General features: G+C 71.2%; 20 protein-coding genes and 1 pseudogene. 11 read left to right on the top strand and 10 right to left on the bottom strand.

The window, feature by feature from the left end; genetic code table 11:
- Nucleotides 1-73: 73 nt before the first annotated feature.
- The 4 genes from ACZ3KP_RS16445 (at nucleotide 74) to ACZ3KP_RS16460 (ending at nucleotide 3,531) form a co-directional block, all read left to right on the top strand.
- Nucleotides 74-1,399 carry a replication initiator gene (locus ACZ3KP_RS16445; RefSeq protein ID WP_467500299.1) on the top strand — a complete coding sequence of 442 codons (1,326 nt, stop codon included), beginning with the start codon at nucleotides 74-76 and terminating at the stop codon, nucleotides 1,397-1,399.
- A complete protein-coding gene (locus ACZ3KP_RS16450; RefSeq protein ID WP_451469743.1) occupies nucleotides 1,392-1,631 on the top strand; it encodes a helix-turn-helix transcriptional regulator in 240 nt (79 codons plus the stop codon). Before ACZ3KP_RS16445 ends, ACZ3KP_RS16450 begins: the two co-directional genes overlap by 8 nt.
- Nucleotides 1,631-2,863, top strand: coding sequence for a tyrosine-type recombinase/integrase (locus ACZ3KP_RS16455; protein WP_467500077.1), 1,233 nt, complete (start codon nucleotides 1,631-1,633; stop codon nucleotides 2,861-2,863). The genes ACZ3KP_RS16450 and ACZ3KP_RS16455 overlap by 1 nt, the downstream gene beginning before the upstream one ends.
- A 479-nt stretch (nucleotides 2,864-3,342) precedes the next feature.
- Nucleotides 3,343-3,531: a hypothetical protein gene (locus ACZ3KP_RS16460; RefSeq protein ID WP_451469745.1), complete on the top strand. Its 189-nt coding sequence runs from the start codon at nucleotides 3,343-3,345 to the stop codon at nucleotides 3,529-3,531.
- Nucleotides 3,532-3,617: 86 nt separating this feature from the next.
- Here ACZ3KP_RS16460 and ACZ3KP_RS16465 read toward each other — a convergent pair whose 3' ends face one another.
- Nucleotides 3,618-4,379 (bottom strand): phosphoglyceromutase, encoded by a 762-nt coding sequence (locus ACZ3KP_RS16465; protein ID WP_467500079.1) that lies wholly within the window; start codon nucleotides 4,377-4,379, stop codon nucleotides 3,618-3,620.
- 165 nt (nucleotides 4,380-4,544) lie between these two features.
- Here ACZ3KP_RS16465 and ACZ3KP_RS16470 point away from each other — a divergent pair, with 165 nt between their 5' ends.
- Nucleotides 4,545-5,831: an MDR family MFS transporter gene (locus ACZ3KP_RS16470; RefSeq protein WP_467500081.1), complete on the top strand. Its 1,287-nt coding sequence runs from the start codon at nucleotides 4,545-4,547 to the stop codon at nucleotides 5,829-5,831.
- A 30-nt stretch (nucleotides 5,832-5,861) separates the two neighbouring features.
- On the opposite strand, the gene ACZ3KP_RS16475 is transcribed toward ACZ3KP_RS16470, so the two are convergent.
- Nucleotides 5,862-7,013: a hypothetical protein gene (locus ACZ3KP_RS16475; RefSeq protein WP_467500083.1), complete on the bottom strand. Its 1,152-nt coding sequence runs from the start codon at nucleotides 7,011-7,013 to the stop codon at nucleotides 5,862-5,864.
- A gap of 90 nt (nucleotides 7,014-7,103) precedes the next feature.
- Complete coding sequence (locus tag ACZ3KP_RS16480) at nucleotides 7,104-7,538, bottom strand: DUF2000 family protein (protein WP_467500085.1); 435 nt, start codon at nucleotides 7,536-7,538, stop codon at nucleotides 7,104-7,106.
- A 103-nt stretch (nucleotides 7,539-7,641) separates the two neighbouring features.
- On the opposite strand from ACZ3KP_RS16480, the gene ACZ3KP_RS16485 reads away from it, so the two are divergent.
- Nucleotides 7,642-8,490 carry an AraC family transcriptional regulator gene (locus ACZ3KP_RS16485; RefSeq protein WP_467500087.1) on the top strand — a complete coding sequence of 283 codons (849 nt, stop codon included), beginning with the start codon at nucleotides 7,642-7,644 and terminating at the stop codon, nucleotides 8,488-8,490.
- On the opposite strand, the gene ACZ3KP_RS16490 is transcribed toward ACZ3KP_RS16485, so the two are convergent.
- The 3 genes from ACZ3KP_RS16490 to mshA form a co-directional block, all read right to left on the bottom strand.
- Nucleotides 8,469-10,124 carry a glycosyl hydrolase family 28-related protein gene (locus ACZ3KP_RS16490; RefSeq protein WP_467500089.1) on the bottom strand — a complete coding sequence of 552 codons (1,656 nt, stop codon included), beginning with the start codon at nucleotides 10,122-10,124 and terminating at the stop codon, nucleotides 8,469-8,471. The genes ACZ3KP_RS16485 and ACZ3KP_RS16490 overlap by 22 nt on opposite strands.
- A gap of 109 nt (nucleotides 10,125-10,233) precedes the next feature.
- Nucleotides 10,234-10,743 (bottom strand): type III secretion system chaperone family protein, encoded by a 510-nt coding sequence (locus tag ACZ3KP_RS16495; RefSeq protein ID WP_467500091.1) that lies wholly within the window; start codon nucleotides 10,741-10,743, stop codon nucleotides 10,234-10,236.
- A complete protein-coding gene (gene mshA / locus ACZ3KP_RS16500; RefSeq protein ID WP_467500093.1) occupies nucleotides 10,736-12,040 on the bottom strand; it encodes a D-inositol-3-phosphate glycosyltransferase in 1,305 nt (434 codons plus the stop codon). The genes ACZ3KP_RS16495 and mshA overlap by 8 nt, the downstream gene beginning before the upstream one ends.
- 227 nt (nucleotides 12,041-12,267) lie before the next feature.
- Here mshA and ACZ3KP_RS16505 point away from each other — a divergent pair, with 227 nt between their 5' ends.
- From ACZ3KP_RS16505 to ACZ3KP_RS16515, 3 genes are all read left to right on the top strand, one after another.
- Nucleotides 12,268-13,059: a class I SAM-dependent methyltransferase gene (locus tag ACZ3KP_RS16505; protein WP_467500095.1), complete on the top strand. Its 792-nt coding sequence runs from the start codon at nucleotides 12,268-12,270 to the stop codon at nucleotides 13,057-13,059.
- A 231-nt stretch (nucleotides 13,060-13,290) separates the two neighbouring features.
- On the top strand, nucleotides 13,291-14,409 hold the full coding sequence (locus ACZ3KP_RS16510) for a C40 family peptidase (protein WP_467500097.1): 1,119 nt from the start codon (nucleotides 13,291-13,293) through the stop codon (nucleotides 14,407-14,409).
- 262 nt (nucleotides 14,410-14,671) lie between these two features.
- Nucleotides 14,672-15,982, top strand: coding sequence for a PP2C family protein-serine/threonine phosphatase (locus tag ACZ3KP_RS16515; protein WP_467500099.1), 1,311 nt, complete (start codon nucleotides 14,672-14,674; stop codon nucleotides 15,980-15,982).
- Nucleotides 15,983-16,016: 34 nt separating this feature from the next.
- Here the strand turns inward: ACZ3KP_RS16515 and ACZ3KP_RS16520 are convergent, their stop codons facing one another.
- The 3 genes from ACZ3KP_RS16520 to ACZ3KP_RS16530 form a co-directional block, all read right to left on the bottom strand.
- Nucleotides 16,017-16,367 carry a DUF2516 family protein gene (locus tag ACZ3KP_RS16520; RefSeq protein ID WP_358974532.1) on the bottom strand — a complete coding sequence of 117 codons (351 nt, stop codon included), beginning with the start codon at nucleotides 16,365-16,367 and terminating at the stop codon, nucleotides 16,017-16,019.
- Between the two features lie 112 nt (nucleotides 16,368-16,479).
- Entirely contained in the window at nucleotides 16,480-17,124 is a 645-nt protein-coding gene (locus ACZ3KP_RS16525) for a hypothetical protein (RefSeq protein WP_467500102.1), read from the bottom strand.
- Nucleotides 17,125-17,201: 77 nt separating this feature from the next.
- Entirely contained in the window at nucleotides 17,202-17,639 is a 438-nt protein-coding gene (locus ACZ3KP_RS16530; protein WP_358974538.1) for a helix-turn-helix domain-containing protein, read from the bottom strand.
- A 104-nt stretch (nucleotides 17,640-17,743) separates the two neighbouring features.
- Between ACZ3KP_RS16530 and ACZ3KP_RS16535 the strand changes: the two are divergent.
- Nucleotides 17,744-18,180 (top strand): annotated as a pseudogene (locus ACZ3KP_RS16535) (NUDIX domain-containing protein).
- On the opposite strand, the gene ACZ3KP_RS16540 reads toward ACZ3KP_RS16535, so the two are convergent.
- Nucleotides 18,149-19,267, bottom strand: a complete 1,119-nt coding sequence (locus ACZ3KP_RS16540; protein WP_467500104.1) for an FAD-dependent oxidoreductase — start codon at nucleotides 19,265-19,267, stop codon at nucleotides 18,149-18,151. The pseudogene ACZ3KP_RS16535 and the gene ACZ3KP_RS16540 overlap by 32 nt on opposite strands.
- A 53-nt stretch (nucleotides 19,268-19,320) precedes the next feature.
- On the opposite strand from ACZ3KP_RS16540, the gene ACZ3KP_RS16545 reads away from it, so the two are divergent.
- Nucleotides 19,321-20,013: a TetR/AcrR family transcriptional regulator gene (locus ACZ3KP_RS16545; RefSeq protein ID WP_467500106.1), complete on the top strand. Its 693-nt coding sequence runs from the start codon at nucleotides 19,321-19,323 to the stop codon at nucleotides 20,011-20,013.
- Nucleotides 20,014-20,449: the final 436 nt, after the last annotated feature.

The following is a 20,449-nucleotide window of genomic DNA, read 5'->3' on the forward strand; positions in this document are numbered from 1 at the left end:
CCGGGGCCCGTCACCCCCTGACCGAGCCAGCCAGAAGGAGCCCGCCATCTTCACCCGCACCACCCCGCCCCCGCTGCGCGAACTCACCAACCTCGCCGCAGGCGGCACCCTGCCCGGTATCCTCCGCCAACTCTCCGGCCTCGGCGGCTGCACCAACCCCATCCGCCTCGACGGCCACCGCACCGAGTACGACGTCGACACCACCACCGGCGAGATCGGCCGCATCCTCCAGCACCTCGACTCCACCGACCTGCCCGCCGGCCAACTCCTCGTCCGCTGCAACAACCGCCGCACCACCCGCTGCCCGGCCTGCGCAGAGGTCTACCGCCGCGACACCTTCCACCTGATCACCACCGGACTCCGGGGCGGCAAGGGCACCCCTGAACACGTCGCCACCCACCCCCGCGTCTTCGCCACCTTCACCGCCCCCGGCTTCGGCCCAGTCCACAACCGCCGCACCGACGGTCGCGCCTGTCGCTGCGGCACCCACCACGAACAAAACGACGACGCCCTCGGCACTCCGCTCGACCCCGACACCTACAACTACGAAGCGGCCGTGCTCTGGAACGCCCACGCTGGCGCCCTCTGGCGGCGCTTCTCGATCTACCTCCGCCGGGAGGTCGCCAAGCGCGCTGGCCTCTCCCAGCGCCGCCTCCGCGACCATGCCCGCGTCTCTTTCGCCAAGGTCGCCGAATACCAGAAGCGCGGCGCCGTCCACTTCCACGCGGTCATCCGCCTCGACGGCCCGAACGGCGGCGACACCCCGCCCCCGCCCTGGGCCACCGCCGAACTCCTCACCGACGCCATCCAAGCGGCCACCGCCAAGGTCCGGGTTGACGGCCCGGCCCTCGACGGCCGCACGCACACCTTCGCCTTCGGCCGCCAACTCGACGTCCGCACCATCCGATCCGCCGACTTCAACGACGGCCAAGAGCTGACCGAAAGGGCCGTAGCGGCGTACATCGCGAAGTACGCCACCAAGGGCGCCGAGACAGCCACGGGCGCCCTCGACCGGCCGCTGAAGTTCGCCGCCGAACTCGCCCAGCTCGACATCAGCGACCACGCCCGACGACTCATCCGAACCGCCTGGACCCTTGGCGCCCGTAAGAGCCTCGAACACCTCCGCCTCCGCGCCTGGGCCCACATGCTCGGCTTCCGCGGCCACTTCTCCACCAAATCCCGCCGCTACTCCACCACCCTCGGCGCCCTCCGCGACGCCCGCGCCGAATGGCGCCGAGCACAGGCGGCAGCGACCACCACGCCCGACAACGCGCCCGGGACGACGTACGTCCTCGCCCACTGGGTCTTCGCCGGCACCGGCCTCTCCGCCGCCGAAGCCTGGCTGTCCGCATCCCTCGAACCAGCCCCCGGAACCGAAGGAGAACCCACTCGTGGCTAGCCGACGCCTCACCCTCGCCGACTTGGCCACCGAACCGCGCGCCCTGCCCGCGCGGTACCTGACCCCCGAGGACCTGGTGGAGATGTTCGAGCTGCCCAGCGTCGAGACGGTCTACCAGTGGCGCCGCAAGCGCACTGGTCCCCGTGGCTTCCGTGTCGGTCGGCACCTGCGCTTCGATCCGGCCGACGTTCGGGCCTGGGTGGACTCGCAGCGCAAGGGGGCGGCTGCCTGATGGCCGGACACATCCAAGACCGCTGGTACAGAACTGAGGTCGGACAGGACGGCAAGGACCGCAAGGTCAAGACCGAGCGCTACGGCACCGGCATGCGCTACCGGGCCCGGTACGTCGGTCCGGACGGCACGGAGAAGTCAAAGAGCTTCCCCGACCGGCAAAAGCGACTCGCCGAACAGTGGCTCGCCCACATCGAGGCGGACATGGCGCGCGGGCAGTACATCGACCCGCGCGCGGCACGGATCACCTTCCAGCAGTATGCGGAGACCTGGGTGGAGACGCAGGGAGCGGACCCCAACACACAGGCCTCGATGGAGTCGCAACTCCGCCTGCACGCCTTCCCTCATCTGGGATCACGTCCGCTCGGTTCCTTCCAGCCCGCCCATATCCGCGACTGGGTACGGAAGCTCCAGGAGAACGGTGTCCGGGGCTCGTACGCCCGGACGATCTACTCCAACGTTCGCGCCGCCCTGAGTGCGGCGGTGGACGACGGACACCTTCCGCGCAACCCGTGCGCAGCCCGCTCGGTCCGGCCGCCCACGGTCGACACGAAGCGGGTCGCCCCCTGGACAACGGAACGGCTCTTCGCCGTCCGGGCCGGCATGCCCGAGCGTTTCCAAGCCATGGTTGACCTGGGTGGCGGCTGCGGGCTACGCCAGGGCGAGATCCTCGGCGTCGCCGTCGACGCCATCGACTTCGGTTCGGACACACTTCACGTGGTCCAACAGCTCAAGCTGAGTCGGAGCAAGGCGGTGTTCGCTCCGCCCAAGGGCGGCAAGCTGCGAGACGTACCGCTTCCCGCGCCGGTCGCCGATGCACTGCGGGACCACATGAAGCGGTTCCCGCCGGTCGAGATCACCTTGCCGTGGAAGGTGGCCGACGGGCCTCCGGTGACCAAGCAGCTGATCTTCACCGGGCCGCGGGGCGGGCACGTCTGGCGTACGTCGCTCAACGAGGAGGTGTGGAAGCGGGCTCTGGCCTCGGCCGGTGTGATCCCCGAGCGAGAGCCAGGTGGGGCGTACGCGGAGTCGCGCGAGAACGGCATGCACGCACTCCGCCACTTCTACGCCTCGGTGCTCCTGGACGCGGGCGAGAACATCAAGGCCCTGGCCGAGTACCTCGGCCACTCGGACCCCGGCTTGACGCTGCGGGTGTACGCACACCTGATGCCTTCCAGCCAGGAGCGCACCCGCAAGGCGATCGCTGCCACTTGGGGCGATTCGGGGAGCTAGCTTTCAGCTCAATCTCCACGCGAATCACGGCGACAGATTCATTTGAAACCGGATTCACGTTACGCGATTTCGCGACTCTCGAATCACACATCATGATTACGCGTTTCCGATTACGGCTTTGGCATCCGGCGTCTTTTCACGTTCACCAATCCTGAATCCTGTCCACGTGAACTGCCTACCAAAGTTCGTCGCTACATTTGGCCCCAGCAGGCCAGCCAGTCCAGCCGTGTCGCGGCGCGTGCCGCACCTCAGGGAGGCCGTTCGGCGACGCCCGACCAAGCGCCACAAGGTTCTACATCCGCCCAGCCCCTGATACGGACGGCTAGTTAATAGGGTAGATATAGCGCTGAGCTGAGCCTTTGGTTAATCACCAGCTGAGGCAGTATGGTCCTGCTACCCAAATAGCGGAGAGGCCGCCCATGCAGGGGCGACCTCTCCTCTCCATGGGCTTGTTCATTGACCCAGCGATAGGACAACACATGACTCACATGGAGAAGGCCATAGTGCCACGGCGGGGCCTGCGCATCGACCTCGCCCTCCGCGAGAAGCCGTTCACCTTCATTGGCCTCGGCGGTGCCGGCCTGGGCCTGCAGTCTGGAACCGGCCCCGTTGCCGCTTACCTGTTCGCCCTCGTCGTGGCAGTCCGCGTGCAGATCAGTCGCATCTAAGTCCCACGGCCCCCAGACGGCCCCAGCACACCAACGAGCCCCCTACCAGCGGCGAACCCGCAGGTAGGGGGCTTGATCAGTCAGGCTTACTTCTTCTTGCCCTGGTTCTTGACCGCCTCGATCGCCGCTGCTGCCGCTTCCGGGTCGAGGTAGCGGCCGCCGGGGGTGGTCGGGGTGAAGTCGGGGTTGAGCTCGTAGTAGAGGGGGATGCCGGTGGGGATGTTCAGGCCCGCGATGTCGGCGTCCGAGATGCCGTCCAGGTGCTTGACCAGGGCGCGGAGGCTGTTGCCGTGGGCGGCGACCAGGACCGTGCGGCCGGCCAGGAGGTCGGGGACAATGCCGTCGTACCAGTAGGGGAGCATGCGGACGACGACGTCCTTGAGGCACTCCGTGCGGGGGCGCAGCTCCGGGGGGATGGAGGCGTAGCGGGGGTCGGAGGCCTGGGAGAACTCCGAGTCGTCGGCCAGCGGCGGGGGCGGGGTGTCGTACGAGCGGCGCCAGAGCATGAACTGCTCCTCGCCGAACTCGGCCAGCGTCGCCGCCTTGTCCTTGCCCTGGAGGGCGCCGTAGTGGCGCTCGTTCAGGCGCCAGCTGCGGTGGACCGGGATCCAGTGGCGGTCCGCCGCTTCGAGGGCGAGCTGCGCCGTGCGGATCGCGCGCTTCTGGAGGGACGTGTGGACCACGTCGGGCAGGAGGTCGGCGTCCTTCAGGAGCTCACCGCCGCGGACTGCCTCCTTCTCGCCCTTCTCGTTGAGGTTGACGTCCACCCAGCCGGTGAACAGGTTCTTCGCGTTCCACTCGCTCTCGCCGTGGCGGAGGAGGATCAGCTTGTACGGTGCGTCGGCCATGGGTCAGAGCGTAATCGACGTGTTCGAGCCGGGGAGCCGACGGCAGGGTGGCGTCCCAGGGGGCGGACAGTTGACTGCATTTGTTAATTGAGTGGCTCAGCAGAGCAAGGGGTCAGTAAGTTCCGTTCAAGCCTCGCACTACTTACTTCTTGCCCTGGGGGAGCCATGCCGTCCGCAGCCCTGCGCCGCGCCGTCCGGGAGACCGTCTCCGGTCTGCCCCGGGAGTTCTGGTGGCTGTGGACCAGCACCCTCGTCAACCGGCTGGGCGCCTTCGTCGCCACGTACATGGCCCTCTACCTCACGTTGGACCGGGGATACAGCGCCTCGTACGCCGGGCTCGTCGCCTCGCTGCACGGGCTGGGCGGCGTCGTGTCCTCGCTGGGCGGCGGGGTGATGGCCGACCGGCTGGGACGGCGGCCCACCCTGCTCGTCGCCCAGAGCGCCACCGCCGGGGCCGTCGCGCTGCTCGGGTTCGTGCAGGACCCCGTCGCCATCGCCGTCGTCGCCTTCCTCGTCGGCATGGCCTCCAACGCCTCCCGGCCCGCCGTGCAGGCGATGATGGCCGACATCGTGCGGCCCGAGGACCGGGTGCGGGCGTTCTCGCTCAACTACTGGGCCATCAACCTCGGGTTCGCCTTCTCGTCCGTGGGCGCCGGGTTCGTCGCCGAGGTCAGTTATCGCGCCGGGTTCCTCGTCGAGGCCGGGATGACCGCCGTGTGCGCGGTCCTCGTCTTCCTCAAGCTGCCCGAGTCCCGGCCGCAGCGCACCGTCAAGGAGGCCGAGGCGGTCGGCCTCGGGAGCGTGCTGCGCGACGGCCGGTACATGGCCGTCGTCGGACTGTCCTTCCTCGTCGCGCTGGTCTTCCAGCAGGGGTCCGTCGGCTTGCCGGTGGCCATGGGCGAGGCCGGGTTCACCCCCGCCGACTACGGCCTGGCCATCGCCGCGAACGGCGTGCTGATCGTGGTGCTGCAGATTCCGGTCACGCGCGTCATCGAGCACCGCGATCCGCGCTCCCTGCTCGTCGTGTCGTCCCTGCTCGCGGGGTACGGCTTCGGGCTCACCGCCTTCGCCGGGTCCGTCGGGGTTTTCGCGCTCACCGTGTGCGTGTGGACGCTCGCGGAGATCGTCAACGCGCCGACCCAGACCGGGCTCGTGGTACGGCTCTCGCCGGTCCACGGGCGGGGGCGCTACCAGGGGATGTACACGCTGTCCTGGTCCGCCGCCGCGCTCATCGCGCCGCTGATGTCCGGTGTCGTGATCGACCGGTTCGGGGCGCGGTGGCTGTGGGGGCTGTGCGCGGTGGTCGGTACGGGGGCCGCGCTCGGGTACGGGCTGCTGATGCGCCGCCTGCCGGAGGAGCACGCGTCGGTGACGGGGACCGCGGATGCGGCGACGGGGACCGCGGATGCGGCTGCGGGCGGGGCGGAGGCGGCGGCCGAGGTACGTGCCTGACGGCCGCCGCCCCGCTCGCGCGCGCGGGGGTCAGTCCGTGCAGCCCGTGACGATGACCGGGCTGCCCGCGCAGTTCGTCGGGGTGTTCCGGGTGATCGTCGCGTCGCGGACCGTGAACTGGTTGGTGGTGTAGACGCCGCCCGGAGCCACCCTGGAGGCGTTGTCGCGGACGTAGGTGTGATCGAGGGTGACGCGTCCGGCGTTGTTGTAGATGCCACCGGCCCGGGAGGTGCCGACGCCGTTCGCGCTGTTGGTGAGGACCTTGCTGTCCTCCAGGACGAGCTCGGCGTTGCCCGTGGCGTTGTAGATGCCGCCGCCGACGCCCGCCGTGCCTGCGACGACGTTGCCGACGACCTCGGTGTTCGTCAGCCTCAGCCGCGACAGGTTCCAGATCCCGCCGCCCTGGTCACCGGCCGCCGTGTTGTTCGCGACCTTGCTCTCGCTGACCTCCAGGGACGCGCTGCCGCTGGCGGCGACCCCACCGGCCCGCCAGGCCGAGGTGTTGCGCCTGATGAGGCTCGCGTCGACGAAGGTGTTGCCGGCGGCCAGGTAGAGCGCGCCGCCGACGCTCCGGGCGTGGTCGCGGCTGAACTCGGTGCCCTGCACGCTCAGCGTGCCCGCGCTGTACACCCCGCCCCCGTAGGCCGCGTTGTCGAACGCCACCCAGCCGTTCCGGACGACCGCCGTGGCGTTCGGGGACACCGCGACCCCGCCCCCGTTGCCGGTGGCGGTGTTGTCGATCACGTCGACGCCGGACAGCGTGAGCCTGCCGCGGCTGTCGACGAGCACTCCCCCGCCGTCCCCGTCGGTGCTGCCGCCGCGGACGGTGAGGTCCTCCAGCCGGAGGTTGCCGCCCGCGGCGACGTGGAAGATCCGGAAGGTGGCGGGCGGGTTCCCGGACCGGACGATCGTCGCGCCGTTGCCCCGGATCGTGAGCTTCTGGTCGACGACCGGCAGGCCGTCACCGGTGCTGAAGGGAGCCGTCAGCCGGTAGGTGCAGCCGGCGGAGAGAGACAGGACCTCATCCGGTGACGCGGTGGCGACGGCGGTCGTCAGCGCCGTCGAGTTGCAGGCGACCGGTGTGGCGGAGGAGTCGTCGCGGGCCGCTGCCGGTCCGCCCGCCGCACAGGTGACGATCGCCGCCGCGACCACGGCCGAGCTGGGGAATCGGAGGTATCGCATGTTTCTGAGATGCGACATTCGTCATGATGATGGTCGGATACGATCATCCGCTCACCCGGTCACGCCATGCGATTCCTCCGGTCGGCGGAGTCACGGATGCATCCGCGCCCCCTTCAGCACCTTGTCCACCCCGTTCCGCGGCCCGTGGACGGCGAGCCCGACCAGGTCCAGCTCGGCGGTGGGTACGGCACGGACCGCCGCGCGGTTGTCGCGGTCGTTGCCGGTCGTGAACAGGTCCGCGGTGAAGACGGCACGGAACAGCGCCCGGCTCAGGGCCCGCTCGTGCGCCGCCCGCAGCGTCTCCTTCGTCCCCTCGAAGACCAGCACCGGCTGCCGGAACATCGGCAGGTACGCCACCCCGTCGGCGTCCTCGTAGGGCTCCCCGACCACCTCGGGGACGGTCGCGCCCAGTCCGCTGACGAGGAACGCGGTGACGTTGAGGCGCTGCCAGGACTCCAGGTCCTCGCGCAGCAGTACGGCGATCTTCGTGTCGAAACGGACTGGTTCGGTGCCCGTGGAACTCACGGAACTCAAGGAACTCGGGGAACTCGGGGAACTCGGGGAACTCAAGGAACTCATGGCATGAGACTGCCGATCGGCGTACCGCCCCGTCTTGTACGTTGTTTGCATGGCCAACCGGCACCCCGCCAACGCCCGGCAGCCCGCCACCCAGGAGGTCACCGCGTGGCGTCCCCGGGTCCCGGGCGTCGCCGAGGTCTTCCACGCGCGCTTCACCGGGTACGCCTATCCGATGCACGTCCACGACGCCTGGACGCTGCTCATCGTGGACGACGGCGCCGTACGGTACGACCTCGACCGGCACGAGCACGGCACCCCGGGCGACACGGTCTCGCTGCTGCCCCCGCACGTGCCGCACAACGGCTCCCCGGCCACCGCGGACGGCTTCCGCAAGCGGGTGGTCTACCTGGACAGGGCGCTGCTCGGCGACGACCTCATCGGGGCCGCCGTCGACGGCCCCGACCTGCGCGACCCTCTGCTCCGGCAGCGCGTCGGCCGGCTGCACACCGCGCTCGCCCGCCCCGGCGACGAGCTGGAGGCCGAGAGCCGCCTCACCCTCATCGGCGAACGGCTGCGCGACCTGCTCCGCCCCCGGCCGGACACCCGCCCGGACACCCGCCCGGAGACCCGGCGGCGCCCCGACCCGGCGCTCGCCCGCACCCTGCGCGAACTCCTCGACGAGCGGGTCACCGAGGGCCTCGCCCTGGCGGAGGCCGCACGGCTGCTGCACTCCCATCCGGCCCATCTGGTGCGGGCGTTCAGCGGCGCGTACGGCATCGCCCCGCACCAGTACCTGATGTCCCGCCGGGTCGGCCGGGCCCGTCGGCTGCTGCTCGACGGGGTCCCGCCCGGCGAGACGGCCACCGCCACCGGCTTCTACGACCAGGCCCACCTGACCCGGCACTTCAAGAGGCTGGTGGGGGTGCCCCCGGGGCGCTACCGGGACAGCGCGCGCTGAGCCTCGTACAGGTTCCGTGGCCGTACCGCGTCCCAGGTGCCGTACAGGTCGAGGCGGGAGTGCAGGTCGCCGGTGAAGTCGGGTACGTCGATCTGGTCGAAGTCGGTGACCGTGTTGAGGCCGACGGTGGCGGAGTACGGGGCGAGGCCGTCGAGGCGCATCAGGCCCGCCCTGCCGTTGGTCACGCGTACGTTCCAGTGGGTGAACCGCGCTCCGAACAGCGGGCCCGCGTTGGCGTCGCCGCCGTGCCGGCCGTTGTTGTTCACCGTGATGTCGGTGCGGACGTTCGCGAAGGGCAGGCCGCGGTGGGAGTCGAAGGTGCCCATCTGCATCTCGCCGCGTGACCAGACGTTGTGGGAGGACAGGCCCTCGACGTTGATGCCGTGCAGCTGGGTGTCGGACGGGGCCGGGACCGTGCGCTGTTCGATCGTGAAGTCCTCGACGAGGTTGTCGTGGGAGCCCTCGCGGCAGAAGTAGGGGTGGTGTTCCCCCCGGCCGCCGACCCGGGTGCGGCGCAGGGTGCAGGCGGAGGCGGCGACCAGACCGAAGCCGTTGTCGACGTTGCGGACCGTGACGTCGTCCACCCAGCAGTCGTACGCGCACTGCAGGACGACCCCGTTGTAGCCCTTGTCGAGGAGGTGCGGGGACTGCGGGGTCTCCATCACGTCCAGGGTGAGGCCCTCGACCCCGGACCCGGTCAACTCCGGCACGTGCGTGGTGAACCGGGGGTTCCACTCGGGGCGCAGGTCCACCGGGAGCGGGCGTTCCAGGGTCACCCGGCGGCCGCGGACGGCGGTGACGCGGACGGGCCATTCGTAGGGGACGTAGGACAGCAGCTTGGTCTTGTCCTCCCAGGTGTAGGCCGCGGGGCCCGGACCGCCGCCCGACATGTGCTGGAGGAGGGTGTGAGCGGTGTCGTCGAAGACGCGGAGCAGGACCAGGCGGCCGGGGCGGAGCCGGGCGGCGTCCGCGACGGTGACCGTCCAGTCGCCCCGGCGGGCGGGCGCGACGGGCGTCAACTGCTCCCACTCGTCGCGCTTGTTGCCGGTCCAGCCCTCGAACGGCCAGGCCTGCGCCCGGACGGCGGCCACCAAGGAGTCCCAACGGGCTTTCGGCGCCAGCCAGATCAGGCCGCCCGCCCAGGACCACGCCGACTTGGTGCCGCCGTAGCGGGAGCCGTAAGGGCCGATCAGCTCGGTGAGGTTCTTCGTCGCGTACAGGGTGGTGCGGCCGCTGCCCGCGCCGCGCAGCACCACGTGGTCGTACCCGAGCTGGACCAGGCCGTCGATGCGGAAGGTGCCCGGCGGGATGGTGACCGTGCCACCGCCGGCCCTGGCGGCTGCGGCGATGGCACGGTTGATCGCGGGGGCGCAGTCGGTGACGCCGTCGGCCACGGCGCCATGGGCACGCACGTCGGTCACCACGGGGAGCCGGCGGATGCGTGCGGCGCCGGCCCGTCCGACGTACGGGATCTGCGGGTGGGTGAAGGGGGTGCGGATGAACTCACGCCAGAGGGCGGGGACTTGGGCGTCGGAGGCGCGGGCGGTGCCGACACCGGCGACTGCGGTCGCGGCCACTGCCGTGGCGCCGGCGAGCAGGGTCCGTCTGGTCATGCCGTGGTGCGCGGTACTCATTCTGCGCGTCCTTCCATGCGAGTCAGTCATGGATGTGAACGACGTTCAGATCTGCGTCGAGCGTGAGCATGCCACGGGTGCCGTGCCCCACGAAAGGGCCATGCAGAGGTCAGTCAGCGGGGTGTTCGATCAGATGAGTGAACGCTTCCAGGTTCCGGGTCGACTCGCCCCGCGACACCCGCCACGCGTACTCCTTGCGGATCGAGGAGGCGAAGCCCAGCTCCAGGAGGGTGTTGAAGGCGCCGTCCGCGGCCTCCAGGACCTGGCCGAGCAGGCGGTCGATCTCGTCGGCGGTGACGGAGCCGAGCGGCAGCCTGCCGGTGAGGTACACGTCGCCGAGCCGGTCGACGGCGTAACTCACGCCGTACAGCCGCAGGTTGCGCTCCAGGAGCCAGCGGTGCACGGCCGGTTCGTTCTCGTCGGGGTGACGGATGACGAAGGCGTTCAGGGAGAGCGAGTGACGGCCGACCAGGAGCGAGACGGTGGTCTTCAGCTTGCGGGTGCCGGGGAGTTGCACGACGTAGCTGCCGGACTCCGGGCTCTCCCACTCCAGTTCGGCGTCCTTCAGGACACCCTCGATGACCTGCGCCGCCCGCTGTTCCTGTGAAGCATCACCCATGGGCCGAGCGTACGCGACGGCGGTGGGACTGGGTCGCGGCCAGGTAGACGTCGGCGGTGGCGGCGGCCGCCGTGTCCCAGCCGAAGCACCCGGCGTGCCGGGCGGCGGCGCTGCCGAAACGGTCGGCGAGGGACGGGTCGTCGGCGAAACGGCTCAGCACGCGCGCGTACGCGGCGGGATCGTGGCCGCGCACCAGGAAGCCGGTCTCGCCGTCCCGTACGGCCACCGGAAGCCCGCCGACCGACGCGGCGACGACCGGGGTGCCCGCCGCCTGCGCCTCTATCGCCACCAGGCCGAAGGACTCGCTGTAGGAGGGCATCACGAGGACCGAGGCGGCCCGGAACCAGTCCGCGAGCTGCTCCTGCCCGACCGGCGGCCGGAACCGCACCACGTCCGCTATGCCGAGCCGCGCGGCCAGCTTCTGCAGGCCCTCCGGCTTCGCGAGGCCGCTGCCGCTGGGACCGCCGACGATCGGCACGACGATCCGGGAGCGGAGTTCGGGACGCTCGTCGAGGAGGACGGCCACGGCACGCAGCAGCACGTCGGGGGCCTTCAGCGGCTGGATGCGGCCCGCGAAGAGCGGCACCAGGGCGTCCTGCGGGAGGTCCAGGCGGGCGCGGGCGGCGGCGCGGCCGTCGCCGGGACAGAACCGGTCGAGGTTCACGCCGGGGTGGACGACGGCGACCTTCGCGGGGTCGGCGCTGTAGTGGTGGACGAGTTCCTCGGCCTCTTCGGAGGTGTTCGCGATCAGCCGGTCGGCGGCGGACACGATCTGGGTCTCGCCGATGACGCGGGCGGCGGGCTCGGGCGTGTCGCCGTCGGCCAGGCTGGCGTTCTTGACCTTGGCCATGGTGTGCATGGCGTGCACGAGGGGGACGCCCCAGCGCTGGGCGGCGAGCCAGCCGACGTGGCCGGAGAGCCAGTAGTGCGAGTGGACGAGGTCGTAGTAGCCGGGGCGGTGGCCGGCCCAGGCCTGCATCACGCCGTGCGTGAAGGCGCACAGCTGGGCCGGGAGGTCCTCCTTGGCGAGCCCCTCGTAGGGGCCGGCGTCGACGTGCCGTACGAGGACGCCCGGGGCGAGTTCCACGGTGTGCGGGAGGCCGCCGGCGGTGGCCCTGGTGAAGATCTCCACCTCGATGTCGATCGCGGCGAGGCGCTGCGCGAGCTCCACGATGTAGACGTTCATGCCGCCCGCGTCGCCGGTGCCGGGCTGGTGGAGCGGTGAGGTGTGCACGGAGAGCATGGCGACGCGGCGGGGGCGGCGGGAGCGCAGGAGCCTGCTGACGTACTGGCTCACGTGGCGGTCCTCCTTGTGCGGGCATGCCTTCGGGAGGACGTGGGGGTCCTCTCGGTCTGCAACAGCGGGAGGACGGGTTCCCATTCCGGCGGTGGTCAATTTTACCGACAGATTGCCTGTCGTCGCTCAACCGTTCGATGACCGGGGGCGTGGGGGTGGCGTGCGTGGGGATGGGGAGCGTGGGGGGGGTGGGGCCCGAAGTGGCGCTCACACTTACCCTCGTATGCATGACTACCCGCGCCTCCCGCCCCGTGGGGACGGTGACGCGCGGGACCACCAACCCCAACCGGTTGCGCCGCATGGACCGGTGGATCGCCGCGTCCCACGGGGCCGAACTGCGGCGCGCCCGCGACCCTCTGGCCATCGACCTCGGGTACGGGGCCGCGCCCTGGACCGCCGTCGAGCTCCTCGGGCGGCTGCGGACCGTCGCGCCGCGCGCTCGGGTCGTCGGGGTCGAGATCGAGCCCGCCCGGGTGGCCGCCGCGCGACCGTACGAGCGCGAGGGGCTCGCCTTCCGGCACGGCGGGTTCGAGATCCCCGTCCCCACGCGGCCGTTGCTCATCCGCGCGGCCAACGTGCTGCGGCAGTACGACGAAGGTGAGGTCGGCGGCGTCTGGGAGCGGCTGCGCGCGCGGCTCGCGCCCGGCGGCCTGCTGGTCGAGGGGACCTGCGACGAGATCGGGCGACGGCACGTGTGGGTGGCGCTCGGGCCCGAAGGGCCGCGCACGGTGACCTTCGCGACCCGGCTGGGCTCGCTCGAACGGCCGTCGGACCTCGCCGAACGGCTGCCGAAGGCGCTGATCCACCGCAACGTGCCGGGCGAGCCGGTGCACGCGTTCCTGCGCGACTTCGACCGCGCCTGGGCGGCGGCCGCGCCCTACGCGTCGTACGGCGCCCGGCAGCGGTGGATCCGGGCGGTGCGGGACCTGACGGCCGACTGGCCGGTGACGGACTCGGCGGTGCGCTGGCGGCAAGGGGAAGTGACGGTGGCCTGGGAGGCGTTGGCGCCGGCGGCCTGACGGGGCGACCCGACGGGATGGTTCGACGGGACGGCTCGACGGGACGGCTCGACGGGACGGCGGGAACGATCTCGGTGAGGCGTACGTCACACAGGCGGGGAGATCGTCATGTCCGGGGGGAATCCGGGGAGGAACCCACCTGCCGTCACCCCTGTCGCTTTTCGGCGCCGCGTGGCACGATCCTCCCCGTATCGTATGTTACTGACGATTAATCAGTTCTGGGGGCGGAACATGGGACCGGACAAGCACTCCGTCCGGCCGGGTGGGCGCGGGATCCTGGCGACGGCGGTGACGGTGGTCTGCGCGGTGACCGTACTGACGGCACCCGGCACGGCGTTCGCGGCACCGGACCCCACACCCTCCCCGAGCGCGTCCCCGAGCGCGTCCCCGAGCCCCTCGGTGACACTTCCGCCCGACAAGGACCTCGAAGCGGTACAGCGGAAACTGGACGACCTCTACCACGACGCGGCCGTCGCCACCGACGCCTACAACGCCGCCGAGGAGGCCGCCCAGAAGCAGTCGGCCCAGATCGTCGACCTGGCCAAGAAGATCGTCAAGGGGCAGCAGAGACTCGACCTGTTGAAGCAGCGGGCGGGCCGGGCGGCCGCCGCCCAGTACCGCACCGGCGGACTCCCGGACACCGCCCAGCTGATGCTCAGCGACGACCCCTCGGAGTTCCTGGACGGGGCCGGACGGGTGCTCCAGGGCGAGCGCGCCACCAAGGCCCTGATCAGCGAACTGACCCAGACCCAGCAGGACTTGAAGCAGTACGCGGCGGACGCGGCCGACCAGTGGGACAAGCTGGAGGCCGGACGCAAGGCGAAGGCCGCCGCCAAGAAGAAGATCACGGAGCGGATCGCGGCCGCCGAGGAGCTCCAGTCGAAGCTGCAGAAGAAGCAGAAGGAACGGCTGGCCGAGCTGGAGCGGCAGGCCGCCTACAAGGCGCAGACCGCCTGGCTGGACACCGGGATACTGGGCGAGATCCACGGCAAGGCCTCCGCGGCCGGCGAGAAGGCGATCGCCTTCGCCACCGCCCAGATCGGCAAGCCGTACGTGTGGGGCGCCGAGGGCCCGGACTCGTACGACTGCTCCGGACTGACCTCGCAGGCCTGGGCGAGCGCCGGGAAGCCGATCCCGCGGACCTCGCAGGAGCAGTGGAAACAGCTCAAGCACGTCGACGTCAAGGACATGCGCCCCGGCGACCTGATCATCTACTTCGACGACGCCAGCCATGTCGCCCTCTACATCGGGGACGGCGCGATCATCCAGGCCCCGCGGCCCGGACGGACGGTGTCGATCGGGGGCGCCGGGACGATGCCGATCCTCGGAGTGGTGCGCCCGGATGCGTAATGCCCCTTTCGTGAGCTGTGTCATGTGACCCGGCCCACGGCAACACCCGCTCAAACCCGGGTGGCACGTGAGCTTCGTCATCCCTGTTCCACCGCCCGCTGCCCCAACTGCGGTACAGCACACGGCATATGACAGCGGCCTGAGACCGAGCGACGCGGCTCACACCATTCCGTTGCGGTGGCCAGTACCGCTATGGTCCCCGTCGGTGGGGTCGAGTCCCTCGTCCCACCACGCCCTCGGGGGGAGGGAAGGAACCCGACAGATGCCCGTACCCGTACCGCGGCAGAGAGCGATCCCGGCCGCGGAGAGTGGTCAGGCGCCGGCCGCCGTATCCGCACAGGACGGCGGCCCCCTCAAGGAAGAGGCCAACCGCACGGAAGCCGTCGCGCCGAACGCAGGCGGCACCACTCTCACCCTGCTGCTGATCGAGGACGATCCGGCCGGCTCGCCGATCCTGCCCGAGCTGCGCGACGCGTCCGGCACCTCGATCCGGATCCGCACCGCCCGCAACCTCACCGAGGCCGAGCGGCTGCTGACCGACGACGTCCACTGCATCCTGCTGGACCTGGCGCTGCCCGCGCCGGGCGGCAAGGACACGGAGGGCGAGCTGGCCGTGCTCAAGCACGTGCTGGAGCTCGCACCCCGCCACGCCGTTCTCGCGCTCACCGCCTCCGGCGACGCCGAGCGCGGCACCGAGGCCGTGCGCGTCGGCGCGCAGGACTACCTCTTCCGGGACGAACTGGACGGACGGCTGCTGAGCCGCGCCATCCGGTACGCCGTCGAACGCAAACGCTCCCTCACCACCGAGCGCAAGCTCGCGGAGGGGCGGATGCGGGCGCAGGAGAACCGGCGCCTGGAGCGCGGCCTGCTGCCCACACCCCTGCTGGACGGCTCCTCGCTGCGGTTCGCCGCCCGCTACCGCCCCGGCCGCTCCCGGGCCCTGCTCGGCGGCGACTTCTACGACACCGTGCGCACCCCCGACGGCACCGTGCACGCGATGATCGGCGACGTCTGCGGGCACGGCCCGGACGAGGCCGCGCTCGGGGTCGAGCTGCGGATCGCCTGGCGGGCGCTGACCCTGGCGGGGCTGTGCGGGGACCAGCTGCTCGGCACGCTCCAGGAGGTGCTGGAGCACGAGCGCTCCGACGAGGAGATCTTCGCGACGCTCTGCACGGTCGACATAGCGCCGGACGGGCGCCGAGCGGGCCTGTGCCTGGCCGGGCACCCGGCGCCGCTCCTCGCCCGGCCGGGCCGGCCGGCCGAGCTGCTGCCGTACGACAACAACGGCCCGGCGCTCGGCCTGCTGAAGGGTGCCCGGTGGCCCCGGACGCAGGTGGAGCTGGGGGCCGAGTGGAGCCTGATGCTCTACACCGACGGGCTGATCGAGGGCCGGGTGGGGGTCGGCGGGGAGCGGCTCGGGCAGGAGGGGATGGTCGAGATGGTGCGGCGGCAGCTGGACTCCGGGCTGACCGGGGAGGCGTTGCTGCGCGCGGCGGTGAACGAGGTGCGGCAGCTCAATGGGGGTGAGCTGACGGACGACGTGGCCGTCGTACTGCTGGATCGCGAGGTCTGAGCGGGTCCGCGCCGCGGACGCCCCCGGAAAGGGGTCAGCGGCCGCCGTTGTACGGGCCGTACGGGCCGTCGCTGCTGCTGCCGCCGCGGCGGCCCCGCCAGCCGCCGCCTCCGCCCGAGACCTGCTTGAGCGCCGGCCGGACGTCGACGATGTAGACGATGCTCGCCACCACGCCCGCGATCGGGAGGATGGAGAGGATCGAGAAGAGGTAGCTGACGACCAGGGCGATGGCCAGGATGATCAACCAGAAGATCTTGTTCTGCTTGTCGGCCGCACGGAAGGCGTCCTCCCGCCGGAACGCGGCGTCGAACAGCCCGAACGCCGCCAGCGCCATCAGGACGATCTTCAAAATCCCCAGGAACCCCGCGAACCCCAGCATCAGCATGCCGCCACCACCGTTCCTCTCCCGAGCCCCGATCCCTACGCGGCCACCGTACCCGTAGAACGGGCCGGGCACCCTCAAGGTGCCCGGCCCGCTCACAGCGCTGATACGACCCTTACTTGGCCGGCGGGGTGGTCTTCTTGGCCGTGGGGGTCGCCTTGCGGGGCGCCGGGGCCTGGACCTTCTTGGGGGCGGCCGGGGCCTTCTTCACGGTGACCGGCTTGGCCTCGGCGGCCTTGGGCTCGTCGGCCTTCTTCGGCTCCTGCCGGGTCCCGACCGGCTCGGGCTTGCCCTCGACGACGATGGCGAGGTCCTCGATCTCCTCGGCCGCCTCGCCGCGCCAGGTCTTCACGGCCTGCTCGCCGTGCTCGGCGACCTTCTCGTAGGTCTCGCGGGCCTTGACGGCGTACTCGGCGGCCACGCCTACCCCGCGCAGGGCGAGGTCCTGGGCGGACTCACCGAGCTTCTTGAGGTCACCGTCGAGGGAGACGATGAAGCCGTTGACCCGGGTCTGGAGGGTGGCCTGCGCCTCCTTGGCCTTGGCACCGGCCTCCTTCGCGCGGGCGGCGGCCTTCTCCTGCACGGCCTTCGGGTCGGTGTTGCGCACGGCCTCGATACGGGCCGGGGCCTCGGTGCGCAGCTGCTCGACCAGGCCGGGGACCTTCTTGGCCTGCTGGAGGGCCAGGTCGGCGGTGCCGGCGGCGAAGTAGAGCGGGGTCGGGTCGCTGAGGGTCTTGCGCAGGTCGTCGGTGATGGCCATGGTGATGGTCCTCCCGTATTAAAGTTCGGCTGAGGGTTTTGTGGTCCGCGGCGCGGCGGCCGGCGCGCTTGGCCGGCTCATCCGGCCGTCCGCCGGGGACCGGTTGCACTGTCGTTCTCGCTGTCGTTCTCGGTCCTGGCACCGCCGTCGACGGCGTCACCCGCCCCGAAGCCGTTCTCCTTGCGGAACGACTCGTAGATCTGCAGGAGCACCTGCTTCTGCCGCTCGTCGAGAGTGGGGTCGGCGAGGATGACCGCGCGGGTCTCCACCTCGTTCAGATCCCGCTCGGCGTCGAGGATCCCGGCGCGGACGTAGAGCGTCTCGGCGGAGATCCGCAGCGCCTTGGCGACCTGCTGGAGCACCTCCGCGCTCGGCTTGCGCAGCCCGCGCTCGATCTGGCTGAGATACGGATTGGACACCCCGGCGGCATCGGCGAGCTGCCTGAGCGACAGCTGCGCGTTGCGCCGCTGCTCGCGCAGGTACTCACCGAGATTGCCGACGTTGAGCGATGCCATGCCTCCACAGTGCCCCACCCTCGCTAACAATTGCAAGCACCTGCTTGCAATAGTGCGCCGTGTCATACCCGGATGGCTGTGCCGGTCCACGCCGAGAAGCGGCGTTGTCGGTGGGTCCTGCCAGGGTGTGCGTCGTGGACGAATGGGGGGAGCGCGTCGACGGTCGAGATCGCGTGCTGGGGGTGGTCACCCGCCGGGAGGCGATCCGGGAGGGTTGGCTGCACCGGGTCGCCGTGACGGTGTGTCGTGATGATCGTCGCCGGGTCCTCGTCCACCGGCGGTCGGAACAGGTATCGCGCCTCCCCGGGCTCCATGAGGTCGAGGTCGGTGGCGCCGCACAGGTCGGCGAGCCCTATGAACAGGCCGCCGCGCGGGAGCTGGCCGAGGAACCGGGCATCCGTGCGCAGCCGCGCCTGCTGTTCACGTTCGTCAACCGCAGGCAGTGGCCCCTGATCCCGGTGAGGTCGCCTGGCATGGCTGGCTGACCGAGCCGGAGCTCTGCTCGGTGGTCAGGACGGCTGGACCCCGTCGAAGAGGGTGACGGCTGTGGCGGGGTCCGGGGTCAGGAGGCGGTCCAGGCCTGCCGTCGTGATCTGCGCCCAGCGGCCGGCCCGTGCCCACATCCGTTCCTCGAAGGCGCGGACGGTGGCGTCCAGGTCCTCGGAGCCGGTGGCGATGGACTCGGCCAGTTCGGCGCCTTCCAGCAGGGCGAGGTTCGCGCCCGCCCCCAGTGGGGGCATCAGGTGGGCGGCATCGCCCAGCAGCGTCACCCCGGGGACATGGGTCCACGTGTGGCCCACGGGCAGGACGTGGAGCGGGCGGTGGACGAAGGCGGGGCCGTGGCGGAGGAGATCGAGGACGGGAGGAGCCCAGCCGTCGAACAGGGACAGCAGACTCGCCCGTACGGCCTCGGCGTCGGCCAGGTCCAGGTGCGCGTGCCAGTCCGGTTCCGCGCGGAACTGGGCGTACACCTTGACGTGGCCGCCGCTGCTGCGCTGGGCGACGAGCTTGCGGTGCACCCCGTACACCGCCACGGAGCCGTCGCCGACCAGCCGGGCGAGGTCGGGATGGCGGGTGTCGACGTCGTCCAGGGAGGTCTCGACCGTGGTGACGCCGGTGTAGTGCGGCGTCACCGGCGAGACCGCCGGGCGGGTCCGGGACCAGGCGCCGTCCGCGCCGACCACGAGGTCGAACGTCTCCTGTCGCCCGTCCGCGCACTGGACCACCGCGCCGCCCCCGGCCCCCGGCACCACCCGCGTCACCTCCCGCCCCCACTCGACGCCGAGAGGCCCCAGCAGCAGGTCACGGAGTTGCCCGCGGTCGATCTCGGGATTGGCCCGGTCGTCCGGGCGGGGCCGCCAGTCGCGCAGGACGGTCCCGTCCGTGTCCAGGATGCGCATGGCCTGCCCCTCGGGACGGGACAGCGCCCGGAACTCCGCCAGCAGGCCCGCCATGTCCAGCGCCCGCTGCCCCAGCCCCTCGTGCAGGTCCAGGGTGCCGCCCGGGGGGCGGGCGTCGGGGGCGGGATCGCGTTCGAGGACGGTGACGGGGTGACCGTGGCGGTGCAGGACGCGGGCGAGGGCGAGGCCGCCGGGGCCGGCTCCGATCACTGCGATGCGGTGTCTCATGTCGATACACTGTATTGGGAGGGTGCGCTGTATAGCAACGGTACGGTGTGTCCATGACTGTGTGGGACCGGCCCGAGCCGCCGACTCGACCTGTACCCCTCGACCGGGAGCGGATCGTCGCCGCCGCCGTCGCGCTGGCCGACGAGGGCGGTCTCGACGCGGTGTCCCTGCGCAAGGTGGCCGCCCGGCTGAACGCCGGGCCCATGCGGCTGTACGGCTACATCTCGACCAAGGAGGAGCTGTTCGACCTCATGGTCGACGAGGTCCAGGCCGAGATCCTCCCCGAGGAACAGCCCGCCGACTGGCGGGAGGCGCTGGCCACCCTCGCCCACCGCACCAGGCGGACCGCGCTGCGGCACGAGTGGCTGGCCGACCTGCTCGGCGGCCGTCCGAGCCTCGGCCCCAACGGCCTGGCGGTGACCGAGGCCACGCTGGCCGCCCTGGACGGCCTCGCCGACGTGGACACCGTCATGCGCGCCGTGGAGACCGTCAGCGCCTACGTCACCGGGGCGATCAGGCGCGAGATCGCGGCCCTGCGGGCCGAGCGCGCCACCGGCCTGTCCGAGCGGGAGTGGCAGCGCGCCCACGGCCCGCACGTGACGCGGGTGCTGGCCACGGGCCGCTTCCCGGCACTGGCCAGGGCCGTGCACGACGGCACGGACGTGGAGCCCGAGACGACCTTCACGACCGGCCTGGACTGGGTCCTCGACGCTGTGGCCGCCAAACTCACCCGGCCGTCGACGTGACGCTCAGCTCCTGCCGAATGCGAGCGAGGTCGGGGTCGGTGTCCACGGGCCGTGCGGAACTGACCACCGCACCTACAACCGCCCCGGACTGAACCCGCTACGGCGCCGCTCCTCAGGAGTGACCGCCAAGGGCGGCCTCCGGGAGGTCCACTACGACCCCTACGACCTGTCCCAGATCTGGGTACGCGACGCACGCACCGGAGAGCTCACCACCGTTCAGATCCGCTGGGCCGTGCCGCCCGGCTTCGGAGCTGTCCCAGCAGAACCGACAAGGCCCAGCTCGGAGACACCTCATCCATAGAGTGATCGATCGCGTCATCTTTGGCTTGAAGTCGGCGAGCCCGCGCATATGCCGTTGAAGACGCCTCATTGCATGACTAGCGTCACGCCCTGTTGTGGGCACTGAAGGGCCGACGGGGGCAGTCATGGACAGGCG

The organism is Streptomyces sp. NPDC020958 (assembly GCF_055562175.1).